21 protein-coding genes are annotated in these 24,638 nt (G+C 40.7%); 2 read left to right on the top strand and 19 right to left on the bottom strand.

The features are described from left to right. Positions 1-30: 30 nt before the first annotated feature. The 16 genes from G613_RS0106570 to G613_RS0106495 form a co-directional block, all read right to left on the bottom strand. A complete protein-coding gene (locus G613_RS0106570) occupies positions 31-1,734 on the bottom strand; it encodes a DUF6020 family protein (protein WP_029231902.1) in 1,704 nt (567 codons plus the stop codon). Then, entirely contained in the window at positions 1,721-2,668 is a 948-nt protein-coding gene (locus G613_RS0106565; protein ID WP_029231901.1) for a glycosyltransferase family 2 protein, read from the bottom strand. Before G613_RS0106565 ends, G613_RS0106570 begins: the two co-directional genes overlap by 14 nt. A 20-nt stretch (positions 2,669-2,688) precedes the next feature. After that, positions 2,689-3,216 carry a GNAT family N-acetyltransferase gene (locus G613_RS0106560; protein ID WP_029231900.1) on the bottom strand — a complete coding sequence of 176 codons (528 nt, stop codon included), beginning with the start codon at positions 3,214-3,216 and terminating at the stop codon, positions 2,689-2,691. Between the two features lies 1 nt (position 3,217). Further along, entirely contained in the window at positions 3,218-5,053 is a 1,836-nt protein-coding gene (locus tag G613_RS0106555; RefSeq protein ID WP_029231899.1) for a hypothetical protein, read from the bottom strand. Positions 5,054-5,087: 34 nt separating this feature from the next. After that, a complete protein-coding gene (gene rffA / locus G613_RS0106550) occupies positions 5,088-6,224 on the bottom strand; it encodes a dTDP-4-amino-4,6-dideoxygalactose transaminase (protein ID WP_029231898.1) in 1,137 nt (378 codons plus the stop codon). Between the two features lie 3 nt (positions 6,225-6,227). Then, positions 6,228-6,722 carry a GtrA family protein gene (locus G613_RS0106545; protein ID WP_029231897.1) on the bottom strand — a complete coding sequence of 165 codons (495 nt, stop codon included), beginning with the start codon at positions 6,720-6,722 and terminating at the stop codon, positions 6,228-6,230. A gap of 10 nt (positions 6,723-6,732) precedes the next feature. Continuing rightward, a complete protein-coding gene (locus tag G613_RS0106540; protein WP_029231896.1) occupies positions 6,733-8,493 on the bottom strand; it encodes a hypothetical protein in 1,761 nt (586 codons plus the stop codon). Next, positions 8,484-9,620: an acyltransferase gene (locus G613_RS0106535; RefSeq protein ID WP_029231895.1), complete on the bottom strand. Its 1,137-nt coding sequence runs from the start codon at positions 9,618-9,620 to the stop codon at positions 8,484-8,486. The genes G613_RS0106540 and G613_RS0106535 overlap by 10 nt, the downstream gene beginning before the upstream one ends. A gap of 61 nt (positions 9,621-9,681) precedes the next feature. After that, positions 9,682-11,433 (bottom strand): ABC transporter ATP-binding protein, encoded by a 1,752-nt coding sequence (locus G613_RS0106530; RefSeq protein ID WP_029231894.1) that lies wholly within the window; start codon positions 11,431-11,433, stop codon positions 9,682-9,684. Between the two features lie 27 nt (positions 11,434-11,460). Further along, on the bottom strand, positions 11,461-12,099 hold the full coding sequence (locus tag G613_RS0106525; protein WP_029231893.1) for a hypothetical protein: 639 nt from the start codon (positions 12,097-12,099) through the stop codon (positions 11,461-11,463). 56 nt (positions 12,100-12,155) lie between these two features. Continuing rightward, on the bottom strand, positions 12,156-12,854 hold the full coding sequence (pseF, locus tag G613_RS0106520) for a pseudaminic acid cytidylyltransferase (RefSeq protein ID WP_029231892.1): 699 nt from the start codon (positions 12,852-12,854) through the stop codon (positions 12,156-12,158). Beyond that, entirely contained in the window at positions 12,854-13,888 is a 1,035-nt protein-coding gene (locus tag G613_RS0106515; protein WP_029231891.1) for a glycosyltransferase, read from the bottom strand. The genes pseF and G613_RS0106515 overlap by 1 nt, the downstream gene beginning before the upstream one ends. After that, complete coding sequence (gene pseG, locus G613_RS0106510) at positions 13,885-14,970, bottom strand: UDP-2,4-diacetamido-2,4,6-trideoxy-beta-L-altropyranose hydrolase (protein WP_029231890.1); 1,086 nt, start codon at positions 14,968-14,970, stop codon at positions 13,885-13,887. Before pseG ends, G613_RS0106515 begins: the two co-directional genes overlap by 4 nt. An 8-nt stretch (positions 14,971-14,978) precedes the next feature. Then, complete coding sequence (gene pseI, locus G613_RS0106505) at positions 14,979-16,034, bottom strand: pseudaminic acid synthase (protein WP_029231889.1); 1,056 nt, start codon at positions 16,032-16,034, stop codon at positions 14,979-14,981. A 35-nt stretch (positions 16,035-16,069) separates the two neighbouring features. Continuing rightward, the gene (locus tag G613_RS0106500; protein WP_029231888.1) at positions 16,070-16,504 is read right to left on the bottom strand and encodes a GNAT family N-acetyltransferase; all 435 of its coding nucleotides are present in this window, start codon (positions 16,502-16,504) and stop codon (positions 16,070-16,072) included. Between the two features lie 26 nt (positions 16,505-16,530). Beyond that, entirely contained in the window at positions 16,531-17,664 is a 1,134-nt protein-coding gene (locus tag G613_RS0106495; RefSeq protein WP_029231887.1) for a glycosyltransferase family 52, read from the bottom strand. Positions 17,665-17,738: 74 nt separating this feature from the next. Between G613_RS0106495 and G613_RS0106490 the strand changes: the two genes are divergently transcribed. Together G613_RS0106490 and G613_RS0106485 are read left to right on the top strand one after the other, a co-directional pair. Then, entirely contained in the window at positions 17,739-18,884 is a 1,146-nt protein-coding gene (locus G613_RS0106490; protein WP_081647804.1) for an N-acetyl sugar amidotransferase, read from the top strand. Next, positions 18,881-20,632: a DUF6044 family protein gene (locus tag G613_RS0106485; RefSeq protein ID WP_029231885.1), complete on the top strand. Its 1,752-nt coding sequence runs from the start codon at positions 18,881-18,883 to the stop codon at positions 20,630-20,632. Before G613_RS0106490 ends, G613_RS0106485 begins: the two co-directional genes overlap by 4 nt. Before the next feature lie 186 nt (positions 20,633-20,818). On the opposite strand, the gene G613_RS0106480 is transcribed toward G613_RS0106485, so the two are convergent. From G613_RS0106480 to G613_RS0106470, 3 genes are read right to left on the bottom strand one after another with little or no spacing between them, the layout of a single operon-like run. After that, positions 20,819-22,393 (bottom strand): hypothetical protein, encoded by a 1,575-nt coding sequence (locus G613_RS0106480; RefSeq protein WP_029231884.1) that lies wholly within the window; start codon positions 22,391-22,393, stop codon positions 20,819-20,821. 18 nt (positions 22,394-22,411) lie between these two features. After that, positions 22,412-23,419, bottom strand: coding sequence for a glycosyltransferase family 2 protein (locus G613_RS0106475; protein ID WP_029231883.1), 1,008 nt, complete (start codon positions 23,417-23,419; stop codon positions 22,412-22,414). Then, the gene (locus G613_RS0106470; RefSeq protein WP_029231882.1) at positions 23,412-24,635 is read right to left on the bottom strand and encodes a hypothetical protein; all 1,224 of its coding nucleotides are present in this window, start codon (positions 24,633-24,635) and stop codon (positions 23,412-23,414) included. The genes G613_RS0106475 and G613_RS0106470 overlap by 8 nt, the downstream gene beginning before the upstream one ends. Positions 24,636-24,638: the final 3 nt, after the last annotated feature.

Here is a 24,638-nt window from a genome sequence, read left to right as displayed (position 1 = left end):
CCCAGAATTTTTAGGCGCAAAAAGCCATCATTAAATATTATCATACCTATTATTCTTAATCAAATCCGTCACAGAGCCGGTAACCGCAAGGAGCGGAAGGCATGTCCAAAGATACAGAACATATCTTGGCAGATAAGTCGGCCCAAGAAGTACTGTCAGCCAGGTAAGGCATAGTGGAACAAAGGGCAATACTCTCTTGAAATTCCCCTGTGAAAGCCTGTAAAGAACTGCAAACAGATAAACTATAAACAAAAGCCCCGGTGAAAACAAAAGTGACAATACCCTGTTATCTTCATGAAGACTTCCAATGGACAAGTATCTGTATAACTCATCAATTGCAGGTATAAGACTTGTCCTTTCTCCGGGCTGTTCTACCTCATATCCAAAGTAAGAACTTTTCTCATATGTAAATGTAAATACAGTGGTTTCCTTGTAAACGTTAATGTTTGCAGCAGGATACCAGTATCCGTAGGAAGTAAGCATCCAGCTGTTAAGGTAGGTCATTGGGTGCTTTTTAAGTAGTGAAAACCACAGCTTCCAAAAGCTATGTGAATCCTTATCATACTTGTCATTATTAAAGGCAACCTTCACCAGATCGGATACCCTTGGGGTATACAGATCCAAGTTGGTTTCCGGAATATACTCTTTTAACGTGTCTATCTCATCCTGTGTCATACTGTCGCGGTCATAGGTATAGACTCTGGCCATCTGCATAATTGGAACAGTAAGCTTTTCCTGATTATGGGTTCCCTGGCATCCGAGGGCTGCCGATAAAACTGTTGATATGATCAGGTAAAGAACTATCGGAAGCACCAGCATTGGAACCAACACAGACTTGAGCTGTTTTCTGAAATACACCAATGCAAAGGGCACAAACACAAGATATGCATAAAAGCCGTTATGTCTAAAGCATGGAAGAAGCGTTGCAACAAAGATAACTGCAGCTACCTTTCGCTTATCTCCTAAAAATCCCTCTATGTCTTCTGTCATCTGTATCAAATATACAGTCAAAAGAACCATCAGCGCCGAAAAAAGTCCATCCTTGCAGGAACAGAGCGTAAACATTACTATTGTGGGAAAAAGTCCATAATAGAGAATCCAGACTATCTTGCCCTTCCTTGAAACGCCTTTTTTCCTCATATAGGTAATGACGTAAGCAAAGACAGCGGTAATTATCAGCATCTGTATGATAATGTAGGTTGCAATTCCGGCATTCCAGGAACCGGTAAACTTATGCACCAGTGCTATAGTTCCACCAAGGAACAAAACATGCAAAAGCGGATGATGTGTTGTAAAGCTTCTGGTTATAACTTCCATAAGCTCATCCTGAGCATCATACACAAAAAACCCCGGAAAAACGCCCAATAATACCGGAAGTGTAAGAGCAACAAGAACTGCCCAGTTAATCCAAAAGTCATTTTTCCTGACCGGATCCTCCACCTTTTTAAAGTAATTCTCCAGTCTGAAGGTTCCCATAAACTTTCTGCCATGAAAGCTCTGGGTATAATTATCCCAAATATGCTTGGTATCTATAGTAAAGACCAGTATCATCAGGACAAGAACCAATAGTGAGTTCTGATCTGAAAGGTTGATACAGTCAGCCTTTTCAAGCTGATAACCCCAGACAATAAAAATAGCTGATAAAACGCCAAATAAGCCTGACAAAAGCCAGGCTATTTTACTACTCTTATTATTCGTATTTACACTTAATTTCCCCAATTCACTTTTTTCCATCTTCCGTAGTCTCGCGAATTACAAATTGTGGATTCTTGTTCTGAGATATATAAACTCTGCCCAAATACTCACCTATCATGCCAAGCATCAGCATAAGCATGCCCCCAATGAATATTACAGCGCTCATCAGTGCCGAAAATCCTACCGGTACATCAGGATTTACAAACTTCTTGATGATGGTATAAATCCCATATATGAAGCCGATAAAGGCAAAAGAAAAACCTGTGAAAGTAGCAATTCTAAGTGGCTTTATGCTAAACGCCGTAAAGCCGTTTATCCATAGGCCAAGAAGCTTTGAAAATGTATAGCCGCTCTGTCCCACCTCACGTTTTCTGTGATTAACATCCACATTCACAATGTTCTTGGTGGTCCTAAGGACCAGGCCTATAACGTAAGGGTATGAGCTCTCGTACTTGACCATTTCATCCACAACAAATCTTCTTACAGCAAAGTAACTTGATACAAAAAGATCCTTGGGCTTTCCAAGCATTACCGAGGCCATAGTCTCATTCATAAAGGTTCCGAAGTTTCTGAATATGTTGTGCTGCTTGTGTCCATATCTGGCGTATGCAACATCTGCGCCATTTTCCAGAGCATCAATAAGCTTAAATACCTCGTCTGCAGGAGTCTGACCATCATCATCAAGACACACCACATAGTCCCCGGTTGATCTGTTAAGTCCGGCCATAAGCGCTGCATGCTGTCCAAAGTTCTTGGCAAAATTTATGCCGATAATATGTCCATCCCCTGCCTTTGAAGCCTCGGAAAGAATGGTTTCCCAGGTATTATCCGGAGAACCGTCGTTTACAAGAATAATGTCATGGCTAAAACCGTTTCGGGTAGCCATTGTCTTTTCAATTTCCTCTATTACTGAGCCCAGTGTTTTCTCTGATCTATAGCAGGGAATAACAAAGCTGATTCTCTTATCTGTCATTTGGTAAATCACCTTTCGATTTATAAACAATTCTCCATGAGTATCATATCACTTTTTTGACCATCACTGCACTCTACCGCCGGAAGGTCCTGATATTTAACAAAGCCTGCATTCTCATAGCTCTTTATTGCTGCTGTATTATAACAAAAAGCTCTGAGTATAAGTTTTTTGATTCCAAGGGAGTCTTTAGCATAAGCTGTTGCAAGTTTGGCAGTTTCATTGCCGTAGCCCTTGCCGATAGCATCATCCTCACCTATAAAAATGCCGTACTCTGCCTCGGTTTTGTCTTCTGTTGTATATTTAAAATACACACTTCCAACTGGCCTATTGCTGTCCTTTTCAAGGATGATCATCTGAACTACCTTGCCAGCAAATACGAAGTCTTCAAGCCATTTCTCATGTATTTCATTTGTAAAATACTCTCTGTAAACGAAGTTATCTCTAACTCTTGGGTTATTACGCCACTTAACAACAAGGTCAGTATCCTGCCTTGTTATCATTCTAAAGCTTACCAGATTACCCTGGGTCAAAATTTCCATATCACTCATATTACTCAACTCTTTCTAACTTATATATTCCAAAGGTATCAGCAATCATATCCGTCTGTTCTATGCTGATGCCAATTCCCTTTTCCCTGTAATAATTCAATAGCCATTCCGTATCTGAAGTTTTATTCTGAACAAAATAAACACCGTCAGAAATAAGGGCATCCTGAACATTCAAAAAACCTGCGTTTTCCAGCTTATCCTGGTAAATAGGGCTCTTTGATGCCCATCCTCCCAGAAGATCATGGTTTGCAAAGCTGTTATCCACTCTGTCAAACATCTTCTCTGAAAAGGTAGCGGATTCCTCCGTAGCTGCATCTCCAAGTGTCACACTGGTATAAACGTCTATAAAATAGTAGTTGTCTTTGTTGTCGTCAAAATAGTCATATAAAGCCCGGTATTTATCAAGCATAGCCTGACGTATTGTATTCTCATGGTTTATCACGCTACTCTGCATTGGAATTGAAGCAGCTCCGATGAGACCGATGGCAAGTGCCACAAACCAAAGTTTATTCGAATTCTTTTCAGAAGATTTCTCACCCTTTGACTCTGATAACAGTACAATCATCCCTGTAAGAATCAGAAGTTCCATAAGATACAGCGGATGAGTTATGCGGATCGGATCCCTACCTCTCATTATAATATAAAGCCACAGTACTGTTCTGCATGCTAAAAGAGTAATCAGAAGAAGACAGGAAACAACCTTGTAATGCTTATTTTTCTTATGAATTACAAAAAGGGCCAGAGCGGTGGCAATGTACAGCACTATAATCCCAATATTCCAAGGAAAATCTGTCATTGGATACTCATAGGACTTTGGTTTTGACACATGATGAAGTCTGTATATGTATAACGACATGGATTTGGAAAGCCTTGCTGATAATGGCTCATCGGCGCTCTTAGTCTGGGCCGCATATTCTGCCACCTCGCCCACCAAATCGGCATTTATCTCATCATCCAACGCAAAGTTATAATTCTCTAGGAGCTTTTGCTCACTTTCAGAGAGCCCTACACTATCGTAGAAGTCCTTGTTTTCTGCATAGTCAGGAATATATTGGAAGTCATAAAGCTCTGTTCTGTTGTCAAAAAATCTGTTGAATTCCTTCCACTCAGCAGGAGAATAGGCAATCTTATGGATCACAGTGCAGATTATAAGCCCTGCAGCAACCATAAAGCACAGACCAAGGTACTTTCTAAATAGCTGTTTCTTTTCCCCTACAAAAGACATAACTGAAGCCCTGCAGTATTCCTGCATGGATAATGCCCATTTGATCAGTATGGCAACACCTACCATGGGAAGGGTCAAAAGAAGCATCTCCGACCTGATAAGATAGGCTACCAGAATCAGAATGAGGGCAATATAGTTATCTTTTTTATCCTCCTTGTCAGAAAGAAGAATCAGAAATGCCGCTGTAGAAGAGAGCATTCCGCATACAAAGGTATACTGGACAAATAAAAAATGAGGCCAGAAAAAGCCCAGGGTAGCCACTGCTATGCAGGCCGCGTATAACACAGCCCTTTTTGAATCTGCTGCTTTTCTGCAGAGCCTTGATGTAACCAAATACAGGCACAAATACTGCATTGCACATAAAAAGATGCCGTACCAGTCAAGATTTATCCCTGTTTTATAAAATAGCGAGATAAACCAGCTAATTGGATACAGCATCTGTATATTACGCCCCTCAGGAGCACCTGTGTAGGCCCCTGAGAGTATATCTTTCATCAAAACATCATCGTTAAGGTCGAAAAAATAGTCACCAAACATAAGTGTCACTACCATTACAGTCAGTACTGCCACAGCGGATACTATTATGCTCATATTCATTCGTGACTTTTTCATAAGCGCCCCAACCAAGTTTTTGTGTTATTTAGCCTCAAGAAAACTTGTAGTACTCCTTAACTCTCATGACAACCTCATCAAGATCCTCATCTGTAAGCTTGTAGTACATAGGAAGTCTGAGGAGTCTCTCACTTTCTTTGGTTGTATATCTATCCTCTCCTCTGAACTCGCCATAGATAAGTCCGGCCTTAGAAGAATGGAGAGGTACATAATGTGATGCAGGAAGAATATCATTGCTCTGAAGATAATTGATAAGACCTGTTCTCTCCTCCAAGTCCTTACACTTAAGATAAAACATGTGGGCATTGTGAACGCAGCCCTCAGGTACTACAGGAAGCTCTATGAGACCTTTTTCCTGAAGAGGCCTTAAAGCCTCGTAATATCTGTTCCAGTGATCCATTCTTGCATCGTTGATTTCATCAGCCTTTTCAAGCTGTGCATAGAGATATGCAGCATTCATCTCACTTGGAAGATATGATGAGCCTGGTTCGATCCAGCTGTACTTATCAACCTTACCAAGCTTGTAGAGTGTGCGGTTAGTACCCTTTTCTCTGATGATAATAGCATCATCCACGTACTTCTCATCTCTAAGAAGAAGGGCTCCGCCTTCACCCATACTATAATTCTTGGTCTCATGGAAACTGTAGTTACCAAAATCACCGATTGAGCCAAGGGCCTTACCCTTATAGGAAGACATAACGCCCTGAGCAGCATCCTCGATAACAATAAGATTATGTCTCTTGGCAATGTCCATGATGGTGTCCATCTCACAGGCAACACCTGCGTAGTGAACAGGAACAATTGCTCTGGTCTTGGAGGTAATAGCCTGTTCTATAAGATTTTCATCAATATTCATGGTGTCAGGTCTGATATCAACAAAAACAACCTTGGCACCGCGAAGAACAAATGCATTTGCTGTAGAAACAAATGTATAGGAAGGAAGGATTACTTCATCACCTTCTTTGATGCCTGCCAAAATTGCTGACATCTCTGTAGCATGAGTACAGGAGGTTGTAAGAAGTGCTTTGCTTACACCTGTCTTTTTCTCAATCCACTCATTAGCCTTTGCAGTATATGGACCATCACCGCAAATCTTCTGATTCTCAACGCATTCCTTGATATAATCGAATTCTTTTCCTGTAAAAGGAGGTACATTAAAGTTTATACGCATAGTTTACTCCTCTGTGGCAGATTCCTTAGTCTGTGCCGGCTTTTTGAATACTATCAGTTTACTTATAACATAGTTAAGTACAATTACTACAAAAGTTGCCCCAAGCTTAACAGGCATCTTTGGAAATCCCATCAAAGTAATAAAGATAAAAATTAGTAAGTCTTCTACTACCAGGGTAAAAAGTCTTCCAAGTGTAAATGATCCGGCCTGCTTAAGGAAATCCTTCTTGGTATCTACTTTACCATCAAACACCCAGGTTCTGTTGGTAAAAAACTGGAATGCAACGCAAATAACCCAGTCAATACTATTGTTGACAATCTCATTGAGATGCATAACGCTGTCCATGAACCAGAAAAGAAAAATACTAAGGAAGAAAGTCAGTCCTCCGAAGAAGAGGTATAAAAGACCTTCCTTGTACTTTTTATAAAAAGGTTCAAATATATTCAGAACAGGCAGTGACATGATCCTGTCAAAAATATCTTTCTTTGTATCTTCCATAAATATTCTATCATTCCTCACTTTCAAATCCATTTGCGAAAACCATAAATCTTTCGCTCTCAAAGACACTATTATAATCGTGATTATCAATATAGTCCAATAAAATATCATACTTGGCGGCAATGTTGGCATAATCCTGCATGTCCTTGCCAATAATGATAATCGGAGTAGGATTTTCGGAAACGGACATTTCCATCAGTTCACTGTCAAAATTAGCTGTAGTATAGCTGTCAAGATCGGGCCATACCGTGCCAATGGCAGGTTCAAGGTCAAAGAGATACGCAAGCCCCGGAACTCCTCCGAATAACAATACCTGACTGTTATCATCTCTGACTTTTTCAATTACCTGGCTAAGCTCTTCCAAAGAAGTGATGTTACCTTCTGTTGATACCATTCCCCGTGCCTTTTCAATTGTTGTGGAAACAGTATCTCTTTTCTGACCATCAGCGCCGTCAACAAACGCAAATTTGCCATGAAAAATTGTTCCCTGTACCAGAGTTACAATGATAACCATTGTTATCATACTCTGCCAGGCAAAATTGTATTCTCTCTCTCCCAGTCTTTGCATAAGCCTTCTCATGAGCCAGAGAGCTATAGGCGCAACTATGTAAAGATTATTGATTACAGGATAAGTATAATTGTTACTTCCAAGAGGCGTTATCAGTATTATCAAAAGAGTTGTAAACGCCAGTGTCTGTTCCTGCTTACTTCCATTCAAAAAACCCGTGCTGCCAACAATGCTCAAAACCAGAGCTATTATTATAAACATCATTGAGATTTTGAAAACGCTGTCATAATAGTGGTAATTCCTAGTAAGAACTCCCATAGCAAAATAGTATCTTACAATAACCAGAAGTCCCAGGCTAAACAACAGCTTTTTTACCCAGACATACTTATCTTCCCAAAGAAGAAACATCACAAAACCTGCAACCAGGCAAGGCAGTAAAATCAGCATTGCAGAAGCACTGCTTGTGTAACCGGATATAATCATAGAAATCATACCACCGGAAGAATAATCAGAAGCAGTCTCCGTCATTCCAAACAGGCTTGAAATCATGTCAAAGTAGGCAAGCGGTCCATGAATAACACTTATTATCAAATAAGGAATTCCTAGTCCTACCAGATAGCCCCCGATACAAATCCCTGTTTTTCTAAGAGCTCCCAGGAACTCCTCCTTTGTTATGGCACAGTAAAACCACAGAACAAGTATGAATGCCGCTTCTACAACATTGGGAAAACGAGCCATAACATTAAGGCCCAGAAATACACCAGCCCAAAAAAGCAGATGCCCCTGTTTCTCCCAGGCAAATAATCCCTTCAACAGGAAGATCACTCCCAAAGTCATTAGAAGATATGTCAGATAGTTGTACATTATTACTCTTGGGCACCAGGATAAGCTCTCAGCCATAAAAAGGCCGATAAATATCATCCATCCAGGCATGTAATCCTGAAGAGAATAATAAGCAACAAGTGCTATGATACTTATTATAAAGCTGCAGTACACGCTAAAGCCCAGCATTGTTCCTGCAAAAGGAAGCTTCATGATAATGCTTCCTGTCACGTTACTAAGGAATGTGGAAAAAAGCCACATAGGATAAACATGGTCAATGTATTCGTAATTAGCCAGGTTATACATGGTGTCAGTAATATCCAGGCCTGAGTTTACACCTATAAGCGGATACAGCAATAAAACCAATGGAAAGAAATACTTTTCCAAGGGCTTCTGAAAACGCTTATAAGGCATAAAGTAACTTCTGATATTTATTGACATAACTCATCATCCCACTGTCTGATTTTCTTAAAGAGCCATGTACCCTGCAGCACTCTGCCCACATATTCAAATATCATCTTTCTGATCCAGTCCACAAAAACACCGGCTGCAAAAACAATGATCACTGATCTAAGCAGATGCCATACATATAAAATAATACTTCCCGTAGGCACTTCCCCAAGAAGGTGTGTAAGCCAAATAACCCACCTGTCTTTTATTTCCAAATGCATGTGAAGAAGATATACACCAAAAGTAAGGGGTGCCACAAATCTTACTGCATCTGCAAAGCGGCTTTCTCTCATCTTGTAGAACCTGAAAAATGAGAAAAGTCCCAGGGAGCCTGTAAGAGTAAATATGAAATTCAAATGAATAGGAACCTCTGCGTAATAATTGAGGCCGCCAAATCTATAGTTGAAATAGTAAATAGCAATGCACATAAAGCCTATCATAAGGCATGATACGACAAATACCAGTGCGCTTCTCTTTGCATTGTAAAAAAGAACCACATCATATTTTCTGACATAGGCAGCGATAAGATACAGACACAAAAACCAGCCAAAGTCGTATCCAAAATGATCCGTAACAAACATTACAGGAACAATGCTCTTGATAAAGCAGAACCATACTAAGAGTCCCAATATTGAATACTTAAGCTGTTTTCTGGAAAGTGTATTAACTGCAGCGTTCATGATTGGTGCAAAGACGTACATTATTATATAGGCAGTTACAAACCAGTAGTGCTCAGAAGAAATTGGGAAAAGATACTGAACTGTTTTAAAGACAGAGTCATCTGTATGGACAACATATACACCCACAATCATCATGGCAACCGATATCAAAATGGTGTAGAAGTACACCTGACATATCAGCTGTAATATGCGGCTGGGTCTTATCTTGGACTTGGATAAAAAGAATCCGCTGAGAAACACATAGGTATTAAGTCCGGTAATGCAAAAACCCTCTAATATCGTAGCAAAAAGCTGAACTTTGGTGGCCGGAACGCCCAAATGAAGCAGCACATCCGCATGAGAATTATAATGAAGCACCAGGATCATGAGCATAGCCACAATCCTTAGCAGTTCAAAATTCGCATTTCTCTTTTTGGTCAGTCCTTCCCCACCAGACATAAAGCCTCCTTGCCCTCTGCAGACAACGTCCGCTTTTGGCAGTAATTATTCTAAGTATAGTTTAACGGTCCCTTGTTGCCTTACCGTCTTCAATTCTGTAGACCATATCACACTTTTCGATAGTCTGAAGTCTGTGTGCGATGATGATCAGTGTCTTTTTACCATGAAGTTTATTGATAGAATCCATGATTGCTGCCTCAGTCTCATTATCAAGAGCTGATGTAGCCTCATCAAGAACCAGCACCTCTGGGTCCTCAAAAAGAGCCCTTGCAATACCAATTCTCTGTCTCTGTCCACCGGAGAGTCTTATTCCTCTCTCACCAATCTGAGTATCAAGGCCTTCCGGAAGGCTCTTTACAAATTCATCAAGAGAAGCCTCTCTAAGTGCCTGCCAAACCTTGGCATCGTCTATTTCATCATCAGCATAGCCAAAAGCCACATTCTTACGGATTGTTGAATCCACCATGAATATTGTCTGCGGAATATATCCGATATTTTTAAGCCAGCCCTGATAGTTGTTCATAACATCAGTTCCATCTGCAAAAATATTGCCGCTTATTGGCTTAAGAAGGCCAAGCAGCACATCAACGATGGTGGTCTTTCCTGCACCTGAAGTTCCTACGATACCAACAGACTTACCTACAGGAATGCTCATGCAGGCCTTATCCAGAATAAGAGAGTCAGTATTAGGATATTTGTAGCAGATATCCTTCATCTCAATATCCTTGGTAACTGGAAGCTTATCTACAACTACTTTTTTCCTATATGATTCGCTGTCATAAGAAACAGAACCATCATTGATCTCCTGCTGGAGATTATCTGTAACATTCATCATGAATGGCTCAAAATAAGCAATTGAAGTCAGGTAGTTATTGATTCTGTTAGCACTTGGAAGAAGTCTTGCTGCCGCTGCCGCCAGAACTGTAAGCTGTGGCACAAGATCTGAAAGCGCAACTCCCTTGGACATATCAAAGAGCATATAACCAACCATTCCGGCAATAGCTATTGTTTCGATAAGAAGTCTTGGTGTGGAGTTATACAGATTGTACTTCTGAACAGCATACACATAGCCTGCTCCGCAATCAGCATAGCCATTGATAAAATAGTTTTCCTTGTTGGCAATCTTGATCTCTTTGATTCCGGTTACAGACTCATTGATCCACTTATAAAGTCCACTGTAATAATCCTGATTGTCCTGACCGGCCTTGACCATAATAGGCTTGATCACAAACTTGATAATAAGAAGCACTGTCACCAAAAGAGCTGCTATTGTTATTGTCATCTGAGCGTCCTGACTAAGAAGGATTCCTATAAGACACATGAAAACAATCACTTCACTTGTAAGCTGCAGAATGCTTAGAATCAGCGCATACATGTTGTTGACATCAGAGGTAATACTTCTCTGGATTACGCTGGTGTCTGCATTTAGATAGTATTCATAAGGCCTCTGCATGAAATTGATCATCATTCGCCTTGAAGTAGCAAACTGATTAGTGTAGGTAAACTTAAGCTGAACCACATTGATCAAAAACAGCATTAAATTCTTGACTACAAACACAAGGATCAGGCAAACCATAATAAGTTTCGCAAGCTGAGTAGTGTTTGTCATATTAAAGGTATTGTAAACTGTTGAAAGAATCTCGTTTTCCTGAACCTTCTCCGGGTCCATTACAATCTGCATAATAGGTGCGATCAGGGCGATTCCCAAGGATTCAAGGATTCCGCCAATCAGCATAAGAAATACAATTCCTACCATCTGGAGCTTTTGTTTTCTATCAAGCAGTACATTTATCTTTTTTAAAATCCTACGCATAAATAAATATAGTATCCTTCCAAGCGGTTACTTAGTAACTTTTAAAATAAGTTCCGCTATATTCTCAATATTCTTTTCAGACGATATTTCTTTGGCATTCTTGCTCATCCTGGCTCTGAAGCCCTGGTTATCAACTGCTGCAGTTCCCCAGGTAGCAATTTTTTGGAAGAGTCTCTTGTCCTTTCTTGCATCTCCTGCATACTTGGCAGCACCAACACTGTCAAAATACTGGACAAATTCTGCCTCCGGATCAGACATACTAAATACAACAGTAGGCACCCCTACCGAGCAAAGCTGATAAATAACTCTTCCTCCCGCTGATACAGCAAAATCGCAGCTGCTCATCAGTTCAGCCATGTTATCAACATGATCATGTAATATAATAGCGCTAACCTTATCCGCAAGCTCTTTTAGCTGTTTCTTGTATTCACTGTCAAAATTCTCCCCAACCATAACCTCACAGGTCAGGCCTGTAGTGTCTAAAACCTTACGGCATGGGCTGTCTGATACATAAATCTCAGACAATAAATTCCCAAGGACATGATACTCATCAGTATCTCCCGCAGAAAGAAATACTTTTTTGGCGCGGGGATTCACTTCATAGGGTGTCTTGGAGAATTCAGCCACTATTTTTGATACTTCACTAATAACAACATTTTTATCCATTTGTTTTCCTCATGTGTTTGCTACATCAGGTTACAGTGAATACAGATTATTTGTTCTTATTCAGTAATATCTTTGCTTATCAGGTTATATTTAAGTTCTGCAAGCTTCCAATCAACTTCATTATCAATATCCTGAACTTCAAGTTCTGAAAGTTCAAGGGGAAGAATGCTTCCCACAAGAAGGCTGTTTGTTTTCAAAAAGCTCTCGGTTCTTGTCACATAAAACTGACCTGCGTCATGGTAATGAGGTTCAAGATCCTGAGATCTCTTTGACAGATTTTCCGGCTGTCTGAATACCAGTCTTCCATCATGTATTTCCATAGCTCTCTGTGGCGGATACGAGAATCTTACCACAGGAATCAGTGTATCAGCATCTGAGGCACTAAGCTCTTCCACAGCATTTTTAAGCTTCTTGGCAGTGATAAAAGGAGCCGTAGGATAAATACAGGTAATTATATCAAATTTCTTGCCACGTTTCTCATATTCGCTGATTACTTCATTTATTACATCAGCTGTAGTGGCAAAATCATTGGATGTTTTTTCACTTCTAAGGAATGGAACCTGCGCGCCATAAGATTTTGCAATCTCAGCAATTTCATCGTCATCAGTGGATACCATAACCTCATCAAATACTCCCGAGCCAAGGGCAGCCTCTATAGAATAAGCTATAATCGGCTTTCCATTGAAATCCTTAATGTTCTTTCTCGGGATTCTCTTGCTACCACCTCTGGCGGTAATAAGTGCAAGTGCTTTCATTATTTGTTTCCCAGCCTTTTTCTTAGATTCCTATAGCCCCAAAGGAGCTTGTAGTAGATATAAAACAGCAGCGGTGATCCGCATGCCATATGTATAAGCCTTTTCTCTTCCTGATTAAGTCTTTCTACATAATAGCTGTTTTTCTCAAAATCAGGAAATGTTTCCATCATTTCATCAGTCAGTTCTTTTACAAAAGACAGCTTTGCCGGTTTAACGCAGGGCATATAAGTAAATAGTGTATTAACGTAAAAGAGCTGTGTAAAGATAAATTCTATCTCAGGTCTGAATTCACTGATAAAACCAAGTCTTCTGGCTTCACTTAGCATGATTCGTCCCGCTTCCATCCTGTCTCGGCACATTTTCTCAGAGAAAGAATGTACTGTGGAAGCTTCATGCTGATAGTAATAATACCAGGGCTTGTCAATATATTCATAGTGATTGGCAGTTAACAAGTAAGAATTGCTCATGGCATTATCTTCATAGAAGATATTTTCCGGGAAAAAGAGCTTATTCTCCAGGATTGTGGCCCTTTTATATATCTTTACCACAAGTCTTCCGCCATCCAATAACAGTTGTTTCTTTTTCTCATGATCAAGAGCGCCGCATAGCTTTTTGCTTCCGTTGCGTTCAATATCATCGGAGACTTCATAGGTGTGCTCACTAACCAGAGTCAGATCACAGCCCACCATGTCAGCACCTGTTGCCTCAGCCTTTTCAAGCATCTGTCTGTACATGTCCGGATCAATCCAGTCATCAGCATCTATAAAGCCAATCCACTCACCGCAAGCTTCTCTAATTCCAATATTCTTAGCTCCGCCCTGATGTTTGTTGACTTCGCTGTGAATAACCTTTACCTTGTCAGGAAATCTGCTTTCATAGTCTTTTAAAATAACAAGTGAATTGTCTGTAGAGCAGTCATCTACAGCTATTATCTCAAAGTCACTAAGATTCTGCCCAATAAGAGAGTCCATACAGAACTCAAGCTTTTTATCCCGGGCCATGTTATAAACAGGAACGATAATACTTAGTTTCATACCTCTCCTATGAGCGCCTTGGCAATACGGATGGCGCCTTTTCCGTCTGTAATCCCCTGAAGATTATGGGACATTGTAAGTAGCTTTTGTGGTTCATCGAGCCAGTCCATGAGACTTTGCTCAATTACCCCTATAACGCCAGGCTTCGCTGTTTCTTTTGACACATCGCCGGCAAAAACCATGCCCTCAGTTTTCCCCCAATACTGGACGTTATATTTTTGATTATCCGCCACCTGGTAAAAAACAGTTGGCAAGCCGCAGGCGGCACATTCCGTAAGCATTGTACCCCCGGCCATAACTGCTGCGTTGCTGTTTTTCATAAGATATGCCATATTCCTGACAGATCTGTGGACAACAACGTTTGGATTAGCTTCGGCTCTTCCAATTATCTCATCAGGATTATCAACATAATCTCCAACAACAATATGCCACAGAGCCCTACTCCCCAGGGGGCTGTTTTCCAGCATATCAAGTATAGGAAGAAGCATTCCGCACATATCCGCTCCACCTGTAGAAACAAGGACATGGAGCCTATTCTTATCCTCAAAATATTTCTCGTTATCAGTATCTATAACAAGCTTATAAAACTGTTCTCTCAAAGGCGCATATTGCAGCCCAAGGCAGAGGCGGGTCTTTTCGTCATTAAAACCCTTAAGTTCCTTATAAGCCTCCTCATATCCCATTTCATTAGAATAACCACTGTAATTTATCAGAAAATTCACAGGGTACTCATCTTTGTGAAGATCGTCCATATATGCTATTCTGCACACACTTCGTAGCTTTTCAAAATAGTCTCTTGTTACACTGTAAGAATCCACAAGAAGAGTCTGAATATTTCTGTTTCTAAGTTCTGTCTTAAGTTTATCCGCTTCGCCGTCCATATCCCGCCAATCGCTGTCCAGAACAACCACATCAAACTCATCCGATGATGCGTTATTCTGATACAGCCTAAGAGATTCCTGGTCTGCAAAAAAGAATGTGGCTTTTTCTCCCAGTTCTCTAATAGCCTTGGCAATAGTGATGCACCTCATCACGTGGCCTGTTGCGATTATGCTGTTGGCGTCTGCTCTGATTCCAATCATACCTATAGTTATTTAATAAGTTCCCAGCTAAGTGGGGTGCCTTTCTCAATGTCACAAACAGCTGTCATGCCAAGAACCTCTTCATAGTGCTTGGTATGCATTCCGTTTCCGGGTCTTATTGATCTTACATTCTCCGGAGTAAGCTTGTCTCCGGCCTTTATATCCTCTACTACAAAAAGAGATCTGCTGAGCCTTCTCTCGGAAGCCTGCTTATCGGATATAGCATATTCCTTTTGTCCCAGAGCCTGCTCCATAATACGAACATTCTTGACCATCTCTGCAAACTCGGCCGGTTCCATTGAGAAAGCATCATCAACACCGCCTGCGGATCTGTTAAGTGTCAAGTGTTTCTCTATCATCTTGCCTCCAAGAACAATGCTTCCTGTGGCAACAACACTTCCCGGTGTATGGTCTGAAAGACCTACAATACATTTGTACTTATCTGCAAGGTCTTCCATCATCCTAAGATTAACCATGTCATAGGGTGTAGGATAAGCACTTACGCACTTAAGAAGAATTACGTCCTTATTTCCTTCCTCTAGACAGGTATCAAGAGCAAGTCTTATGTCCTCTTCATAAGCAATGCCTGTCGCAAAAATGATTGGCTTATGAAGTGCTGCAATTTTCCTGATCAGCGGTATATCATTGATCTCAAAGCTGGCAATCTTATAAGCAGGAACATTTAAATTCTCAAGATAATCAACTGCAGTAAAATCAAATGGAGAAGAAAAGCACTCAAGGCCAAGCTTATTTGCTTCCTCGATAAGACCTGCGTGCCACTCCCATGGAGTATAGGCCTCCTTGTACAAATCGTGCAGTGTTCTGCCTTCCCATAAGCTTCCCTCGGAAGTCATAAACCAGGGTTTATCGCAGTCAATTGTTATTGTATCCGCTGTATAGGTCTGAAGCTTAACTGCATCTGCTCCCGCTTCTGCGGCAGCATGAATGATCTCAACTGCTCTGTTATAATCCCCGTTATGGTTACCGGAAAGTTCAGCCACAATCATGGTCTTCTGATCTTTTCCGACCGATAAATTTCCTATCTTGATACACTCGTTAAACATTTTATTCCTCGTAGTCTATTTGTATTCAGTATTCATCATCTAGTTTTAATATAGCAATAGATATTATTTGCTATCAATTTCACATATCCATTACTCTCAAAGCATTTTGCGGAAGCCGGATTACTCTCATTTACAAATCCAACCAAAGACTTAATTTCCCCGGCCTCTGATGTCTGCTCCACAAGCTTCAGGATTTTCTTGCCATATCCCTTGCCTCTTTTATCGGGAGCGATCATGTAACTGATCTCTCCGATATTATCTGTCACATCAAGTCTGATACTGCCAACCGATGTTCCATCTTCAAGGATATACATAATGCAATTTTCGTCCTCAAGTTTTCTTTTAAACCATTTCAGATGATCTTCCTGTGATATTAAATCCTGGGTAAAAGAATTTTGTCTGGTAGTCTCATCGTTTCTCCAAACCAGAACATCCAGGGCATCATCCATTGTAGCCCTTCTAAGCTGCATATATATCCCCCTGCAAATAACAACTATTATTTATCCAACAATTCGGTTTTCCTGTGGATGCTTGGGTCCTCGTATTTATCAAGGAAATCCAATCCCAGGTAAACAATCTCCTCTGCAAAGTACACATTATCCACCTGAGTAATTACCGAGACAAGCTTATCCACCTTAAAGCCCTTGATATCTCCGAGAACTTCCATCGGGAATCTGTCTTTTACGACCACTACCCCCGGAAACTCATGCTCATAGTCAAGTAGATCTCTAGGATGAGGTTTAATGATTATCCTGTAATTATCCTTGTACTCATCCACAATATCAGCAAACATCTGCTTTCTGACATCCAGTTCACACAAGGGTTCTGTTAATATCATAACGTTTGGTTTGTTTGCATCCTCCGGGTTCTTTTCAAGAAGCTGGTTAACCAGTCTGTCCGGATCAGGTAGGAATATTTCCACCAGTGTTCTGTGATCTTCGTCTGTAAGCTTCTTGTTCAAGCCTTCCCTGGAAATCTCCACCACATTTGGAGGAAGGCTATGGTTTGCACTAATATCATTAACTTCATAATCCAGGCAATACTTGCTATATCCGCTCTCAATAAATATAAGACCAAGCTTTGCCATAGCCTTCTTAAGAGGCCATGCACCTCTGTTGGCGTTTCTTGCCTGATCATCCAAAAGACCTGAATTAAGCCCATCCTCTACGGCATGATAATGTATCTTTTTGTAATTGAGATAGTATCCTATAGGATCAGAATCGCAGAACACATAAACATCGCTGTACTGTGAGATATCAGTTGGTATATAACTTTCCTGAAGTTTACCAAGGAGCTTTGTATAAGTAATTCTCTGTACCAAATTAAGGACGATGTTTCCTCTGTCTCTGTGATACTTCATCACTTCCTCCGAGGTAACGTCCTCCTGCTCATCATAGGTATAAATATTGTCAAATACGTTTGCTGACCTTAGTCTGTCCTCAAGGCTCTCGAAATCATTGGACATGGTGCTGAGAATAATGTCAGCACTTCCACTCTTTTCACGCCTTCCGATCAGCTCTTTTACTACTGCAATATACGCATGGTAATATGTGTGGCAAATATATACTCGCCTATTAGATTTTTCGCTATTCATGCCATTTATTATATAATCAAAAGGTTTCCTTGTCATCCACTTGCCTTACCTTATTATTTAGATGTAAAATAAAGCGACTTAAAAATAGCCCAAAAAAGGAGAATACGCACATGAAAATGCGATATTGTAAGCGTTGTCTGCAGCCGGACACAAGACCAGGTATTGTTTTTGACGATGAACAGATTTGTTTCGCCTGCAGATATGAAGAATCTAAGGCAACTATAGATTGGGCTGCCCGTGAAGCTGAACTTAAGGGATTTGCTGAAGAAGCAAAGGCCGAGGCCAAGAAGCGTGGTAATACCTATGACTGTATTATCGGTGTTTCAGGTGGTAAGGATTCCACATTCCAGGCAGTATACGCCAAGGAGAAGCTTGGACTTAATCCACTTCTTATCAACTGTGTGCCTGATGAAATCACAGATATCGGTCGTCACAACATAGATAACCTTAACAACCTTGGATTTGATATTATTTCTATCAGACCAAATCCTGTTGTTGCCAAGAAGCTGGCTAGAAAATCATTCTTCGAAAGAGGAAATATCATTGCGGCTTCAGAATACTGCCTGTGGGCATCATCCTACATTATGGCGGTTAAGTTTAACATCCCTCTTATCATTCAGGGTGAAAACGCAGCTCTTACCCTTGGCGCTGCCAAGAACCAGGAAGCTACAGGTAATGCATTCTCTGTAATGCAGCTTGAGACAATCCGTGGTGCCAGCGTAGACAGCTTCGTTGATCTTTCCAATAACATTACCGAGAAGGATCTTTTCCTTTACAAGATTCCTACTGTAGAAGAGATGCAGGCTAAGGGAATCAAGGCAATCTTCCTTCAGTACTACACCAAGGAATGGTCACAGGTAACAAATGCTGACTTTGCTATCGCAAGAGGTCTTCAAGGCAGAACCGGAGATCTTCATGATCTTGGTCGTTACAGAAGATATACAGCCCTTGACAGTGACCTTCAGATTCCTAACCAGATGATCAAGTATCTCAAGTTCGGTTTCGGCTATGCTACAGACGAAATCTGCTATGACATCAGAGAAGGACGCTTCAGCAGAGAAGATGGTAAGTGGTATGTTGACGAATATGACGGACGTTGCGGTCAGCAGTACATCGATGCCACATGCAAATATCTGTCCATCACAGAAGAAGAATTCTGGGAAGTTGTTGATAAGTACGTAAACAAGGATCTCTTTGAGAAGAAAGATGGTAAGTGGGTTCCTAAGTTTACCGTAGGAGAAGATTACGAATCATGACTAAGATAAATACTATCAAAAAGTATTGGTATCTATATTTAACAGGAACACTGCTGGCTATTCAGGCCGCAGTGTTCCTTATATTTAGAGGTGAAAGCTATTTCCAGATTCACGACAACCTGGACCTTTTTATGGCTCACTACGAAATGCTCAAAAAGGCAGGCCTTTGGTTCAAACAGGGTGCTGATGCTCCGATTCTTCACGGAGTCCCAAGAGATTTGTTCGGATCGGAGTTCCTTGTCTACAATCTGTTCTATATTCTGCTTCCAGGAGTTTGGGCATACCTTGCCGGATATGCTGCCAAGATAGCAGTTGGTATCATTTCTTTTACATTACTTGCCAAGGATGTCTACAAGGACCGCTATGAGCAGTATAAGCCCCTTATCATTGTGATAGCAGCAGCCTATGGAATGATCCCTGTATTCCCAACCTATGGAATTGCCTTTACTTCCGTTCCGTTTATCATTCTTCTGCTCAGAAAGCTTTACTTTGCAGAAACCTTCAAAAAAAGGCTTCCACTTTATATAGGAGTATTTTTATATCCATTGTTATCTTATTTCTCATATCATGGATTCTTCATTCTCTCCTATATGGTAGTTGCCGTAATAATTCTCTGGATCAGAGATAAGAAGTTTCCAAAGAGCACCTTTGCTTCAATTGTGATTCTTTCAGCCGGATACATTCTCTTTGAATACAGACTCTTCAAGGAAATGCTCTTATCCGACACAATTACCATCAGAACCACCATGGAACACGGTGAGATCAGCTTTGGTCAGGCAATGCTTACTGCACTTACAGAGTTTGCAGATGCCTCCTTCCACTCAGAAGATTCTCACACCTACATTGTTCTTGGCGTAGTTTTAATTGCAATCGTTATTATAAACGCAGCTTACATTAGAAATAAGCAGGCTGGCAAGATCATGAAGGATCCAATCAATCTTGTAATGCTCTGGATTATCTTCAATGTACTTATCTTCGGCCTATACCAGTATGCTCCATTCAGACATCTCTTTGAGATGCTGGTTCCACCGCTTACAGGTTTTGAGTTTGCAAGAACAGCTTACTTTAATACGTTCCTGTGGTACGCCGAGCTTCTTCTTGTATGCGTCAGAATGTATGACTATGGCAAAAAGAACCTTAAGCCTCTGGCAAATATAATTGTCACCCTTGCGGTTCTGGTAGTTATGTTTGTTCCTCAGGTTTACAATGATTTCTACTACACCTGTTACAACCAGGCCTTCAAGATCATCAAGCACCGTGAAACAACCTATGTAAACTACAACGAGTTCTACTCAACCAAGCTGTTTGATAAAATAATCGATGATATTGATTATAACGGCGAATGGTCTGCAGCCTACGGCATGCACCCGGCAGTTCTTAACTACAACGGAATTGCCACTGTAGATGGATATCTTGGTATGTATGCTCAGGAATACAAAGATAAATGGACCAGTATCATAGAGCCTGCCCTTGAAGGTTCTCCTTCACTTAAATCCTATTTTGAGGGATGGGGCGCACGAGTAAGTCTTTACTCAGGTTCTGATGAGAACACTTATGCACCGCTTCGAAACCTTGAAGTAACGGACACAAGACTTGTTGTTAATCTAGACGAGCTCAAGAGCCTTGACTGTAAGTACATCTTCTCAAGAATTGAGTTTTCCAATGCAGACGAGCTTGGAATCACATTGATCGGAATTTATACCGATGAAAGCAGTCCATACACTATCTACGTATACAACTTAGACTGAAATATACGATTTGTTCGCGTTTCCTCGTCGTAATTCATGGCATATAATCAAAGAGAAGTTATTCCATGGTTCTAAAATCAAACGAACCATAAACGGAATAACTTCTTTTTTCTTATATACTCATGAATTATCTTCCTCGTGCAAATGTCTCACAAATCGCATATTTTCAGCCCATATCTGCTGCATTCACTTCAATTCATATGTAACCCACATATCTTCAAACGATTGCAACTCCATCTGTTCCTTTCCTGTGGATTTCTTCAGATTATCCAGTGCCTCATCCTGACTCTCATCATCTGCCACATACAGTATGATCTTCCCAGCATTTATCAGATTATCTTCCGTTATAGGTTCCGTATTCTCTTCATCCATATAGAAGACCTTATCATACTCAAGGAGCTCATCTGTGAGCCTCCAGACGTTATGCGGAGTAGCAGGATTATACATGACAACAGCCACCTGATCATGATTCTCAGCGGCATAAGCAATTTTGTCTTTATCCTCCGGATACATGAAAAGTACTCTATCATCTACCACTATACCTTTAAATAGCAAAACTGCTCCTGCAGCCAGCATCATTATTTTTCCTGCGAGCTGAACGCCTTTTGAAGCACTTGTATCAAGTCGTAACGCCCTCTGCAAAAGTACTGCAACTATCACTATCACAAGCCCATATGCAGGCATTTCGTATCTATTCGAGGCACTTCCAACTAAAAGCGCAGCTTTGGCGGTAATAAGAAAATACCCTATTACTCCAACTGCAAATATCACAAATTCAGGTGCTAAACCATTTGCCTTCTTAAGATACAACTTGTATCCAAGTCCTACAAGGATTACAATACCCAAAACCCACAGTACTCCGGCAAATACAAAGTCATTAAGAAGCCCTGCAAAGAAAGACAGCCTCATCACAGTATTTCCAATATCAAAAATACTTCCTGCGGCCTCATTTCCTCTGTAGCCTCCCAGCATATGATGAACACTGGCAGGGTATGTAAAAACTGCCAGGGCCAGAGAAACGGCGCAGCTGATCACATATATAGCCCCAAGCCTTATGTCTTTTCTTACAAATACCAGCCATGCGGCAAAGGCTACTCCAATGGAAACGAAGAAAAACAGGTAAAAATACTGGGTAAGAAATCCCAAATATGATGTGATCATTATGGGCAGAAACATCGTCAGAAAGAATCTTCCAAAGCCCTCTTTAGCTTTTTTCTCATCATATTCCTGAACCATTCTGATGTGGAGATAGGCGCAAAGTGCCACAAAAAGAGATAACCAGGCATACATTCTGATAAGCATATTACAGGAAATCGTCTGGGGATTAACTCCGTAGAATAAAAGAGCCATAACCTCAACGAAATATGATGCCCTGAGCCTTCTTAGGATGAGGTCAAGGACCAGAAACGTTAAGGAAAAAGCTATAAGATTGGTTATGATACCTGGCCATTTTGTAAATACACCCGTGGCGAATGAACAGATAGTATGAAAAATCATGTAGTAAAGCGGCGGGTGAACATCCCAGGATTGAACAAGCTTAACAAGCCCATAGTTAAAGCCCTCTCCCGGTTTAACTACAAATTCATCAAGTATGGTCTGTCTGTCCTGCCACTGTCTGTCAGGCTGGTATAGCCCGATACTTCTATTGGTAGAATAATAGGTATAATACTCGTCTTCGTGAAAACCTGACTTCTGGAAGCCAAAGTAAACATTTACCAATATTGAAAATACGAAAACCAGTATTATGCCCAATCTTTTCATGAAAATTTATACCTACCTCTATAAGCCGCGAACTTTAGCATGAAGTGCACGTATTCCTCTGGGGTTAAGCGCAAGTATCATAAGATATATCTTCTGCTTACCTGTTAAATATCTATTGCCAAGTATCCGGCCCAGATTTCCTCTGACATTTCTGACAACGTCCCTATAAAAATCATTGTCTCTTGTCATTTTTGAAACCGGAATATGCAGCAGATAGTCAAGCCTCTGCACATATCCAAAACGTCTTGCCACATCAACCAGTTCAGGATAGTTCTTCCCCACCAGTTCCAGGGCCACATCAGCATTTCTGACAATATCCGTAAATACAGACGGAAAATAGTCCTTATCCTCTGCTTTCTTCCTGGAATTACTGCCAAGTCTGTAATAAACGTGATAATACTGCTGAGGAAGTATCACCACCTTGTTGACCTTTCCAAGCATATGTATCATCAGATAGAAATCCTCATTAAGCTCTCCTTCAGGAAAGAGCATATCTTCTGTAAAAAAAGCTCTCTTAACAAGCTTAGTGCAAAAAGATGCATCACCTGTGTGCATCAAAAGAGTTCTCAAATGCTCTTTTGGCTCAATTACCAACGGTTCACTTGGAGGGATTACCACATCGGGTCGTTTCGTCCCATCCTCGGAAATCTCGTCTCTGGAAATTTGGACCATATCAGCATCGTAGGTAGTTGCTGCCCTCATAAGAGTGCTATACATGCGACCATCCACATAGTCATCACTATCCACAAATCCGATATATTCACCGGTTGCATGACTAATTCCCAAATTTCTGGCACTGCTGGATCCGCCATTTTCCTTGTGGAGGCAAAAGACATTACTATACCTATCCGCAAGTTCATCAGCAACCTTACCGGTTCCATCTGTCGATCCGTCATCCACCACAATTATCTCAAGAAGTTCTCCCGGATAATCCTGATTAACAATAGACTCCACGCACTTTCCAAGCAGGTCCTCTATATTATATGCAGGGATAACAACCGATATCTTTTTGTCAAATTCAGACATTTGCTCCCTCCGGAATCTGCATCTGCTTGTAGAGATCATAGCCAACTGTAAGGATAATTACCAGCATCGCAACTGAAAGTGGCCACAAATAAGACACTGTAGCGCCAAACAGGTATCTGGTATAGGTGATCATGGAGATAACCTGAAGGAATGCACAAATCGGAAGTCTCTTGTAGCTGTACAGAGCATATACTACCGCCAGCATCTCAGGCATATAGCCATATCTTTCATGCATAACAGGAAGACAGAAGCAGCAAAGCTCCGCTGTAAAAATAACCAGCGTTATCATGAACTTACCTGTAATGGCAAACTTCTTTTTATACATGTAGTACGCTATCATACCGAATATGATAACTGTTGCCATAACACCGCCTCGGATAATGAGCTTTCTGATACTTCTATCAAGATCAGATGTTATGATTGTGTAAATACTAGGATAATTCATGGAAAGTCTTGTGAACATTTCAACCTGATTTCCATAGATTCCAAGAAGGTCTCCCCATTTTCTTCCGGCAATTGCTGCAGGAATCATAGCCACAACATGGAACACGGGGATTGCAAGTATATATCTGATCTTTATCTTATTCTTAAGCCACATCAGTATTATGAATGGCATAAAGAATATTGCCTGCTGCTTAAAGCTATAGGAAATAGCTAGGTACATAAATGCCCTGAAATCATTTCCCTTAAGTACATGCAAAAGAGAAAGCAAAATAAAGGCTGTATAGATTGAATCATTCTGGGCCCATGCTGCGCTGTTAAGTACCACTGTAGGAAGAAACAGTACTGCAAAATAAGCAAGCATAGCCTTCTGAATGTTTTTACCTGATACATGATATGCTATTCGCGCAAGGTTAATAGCACAGACAAAATCAAAAATCACAGACAATGTCTTAACCAGATACATATCAGACATATTTCCGCCGATGTAATGCAGAATTACGATCAGATACTGGAACATACAGTTATAGTCAAAAGTGCTGGCATCTGATACTCCCGGCTTAATACCAAGATATGCAAAACCGCCTGCGGCGTGGCATTCACTCATCCAATCAGCAAAGGCTGTCTTATAATCTCCTGATACAACATCATATAAAGAGAATCTGAACATCAGCCCCAATGCTGTGAGCACAATAGCCACAAGCACGTCAAAGCACTTTATCTTCACATCTCCAATTTTAAATTCAACATCAAAAATCTTATCAATAGTTCTCATTCT

The organism is Butyrivibrio sp. VCB2006 (assembly GCF_000420945.1).
In the GTDB taxonomy this organism is placed as follows: domain Bacteria; phylum Bacillota; class Clostridia; order Lachnospirales; family Lachnospiraceae; genus Butyrivibrio.
This window is presented reverse-complemented; position numbering and strand designations above follow the sequence as displayed.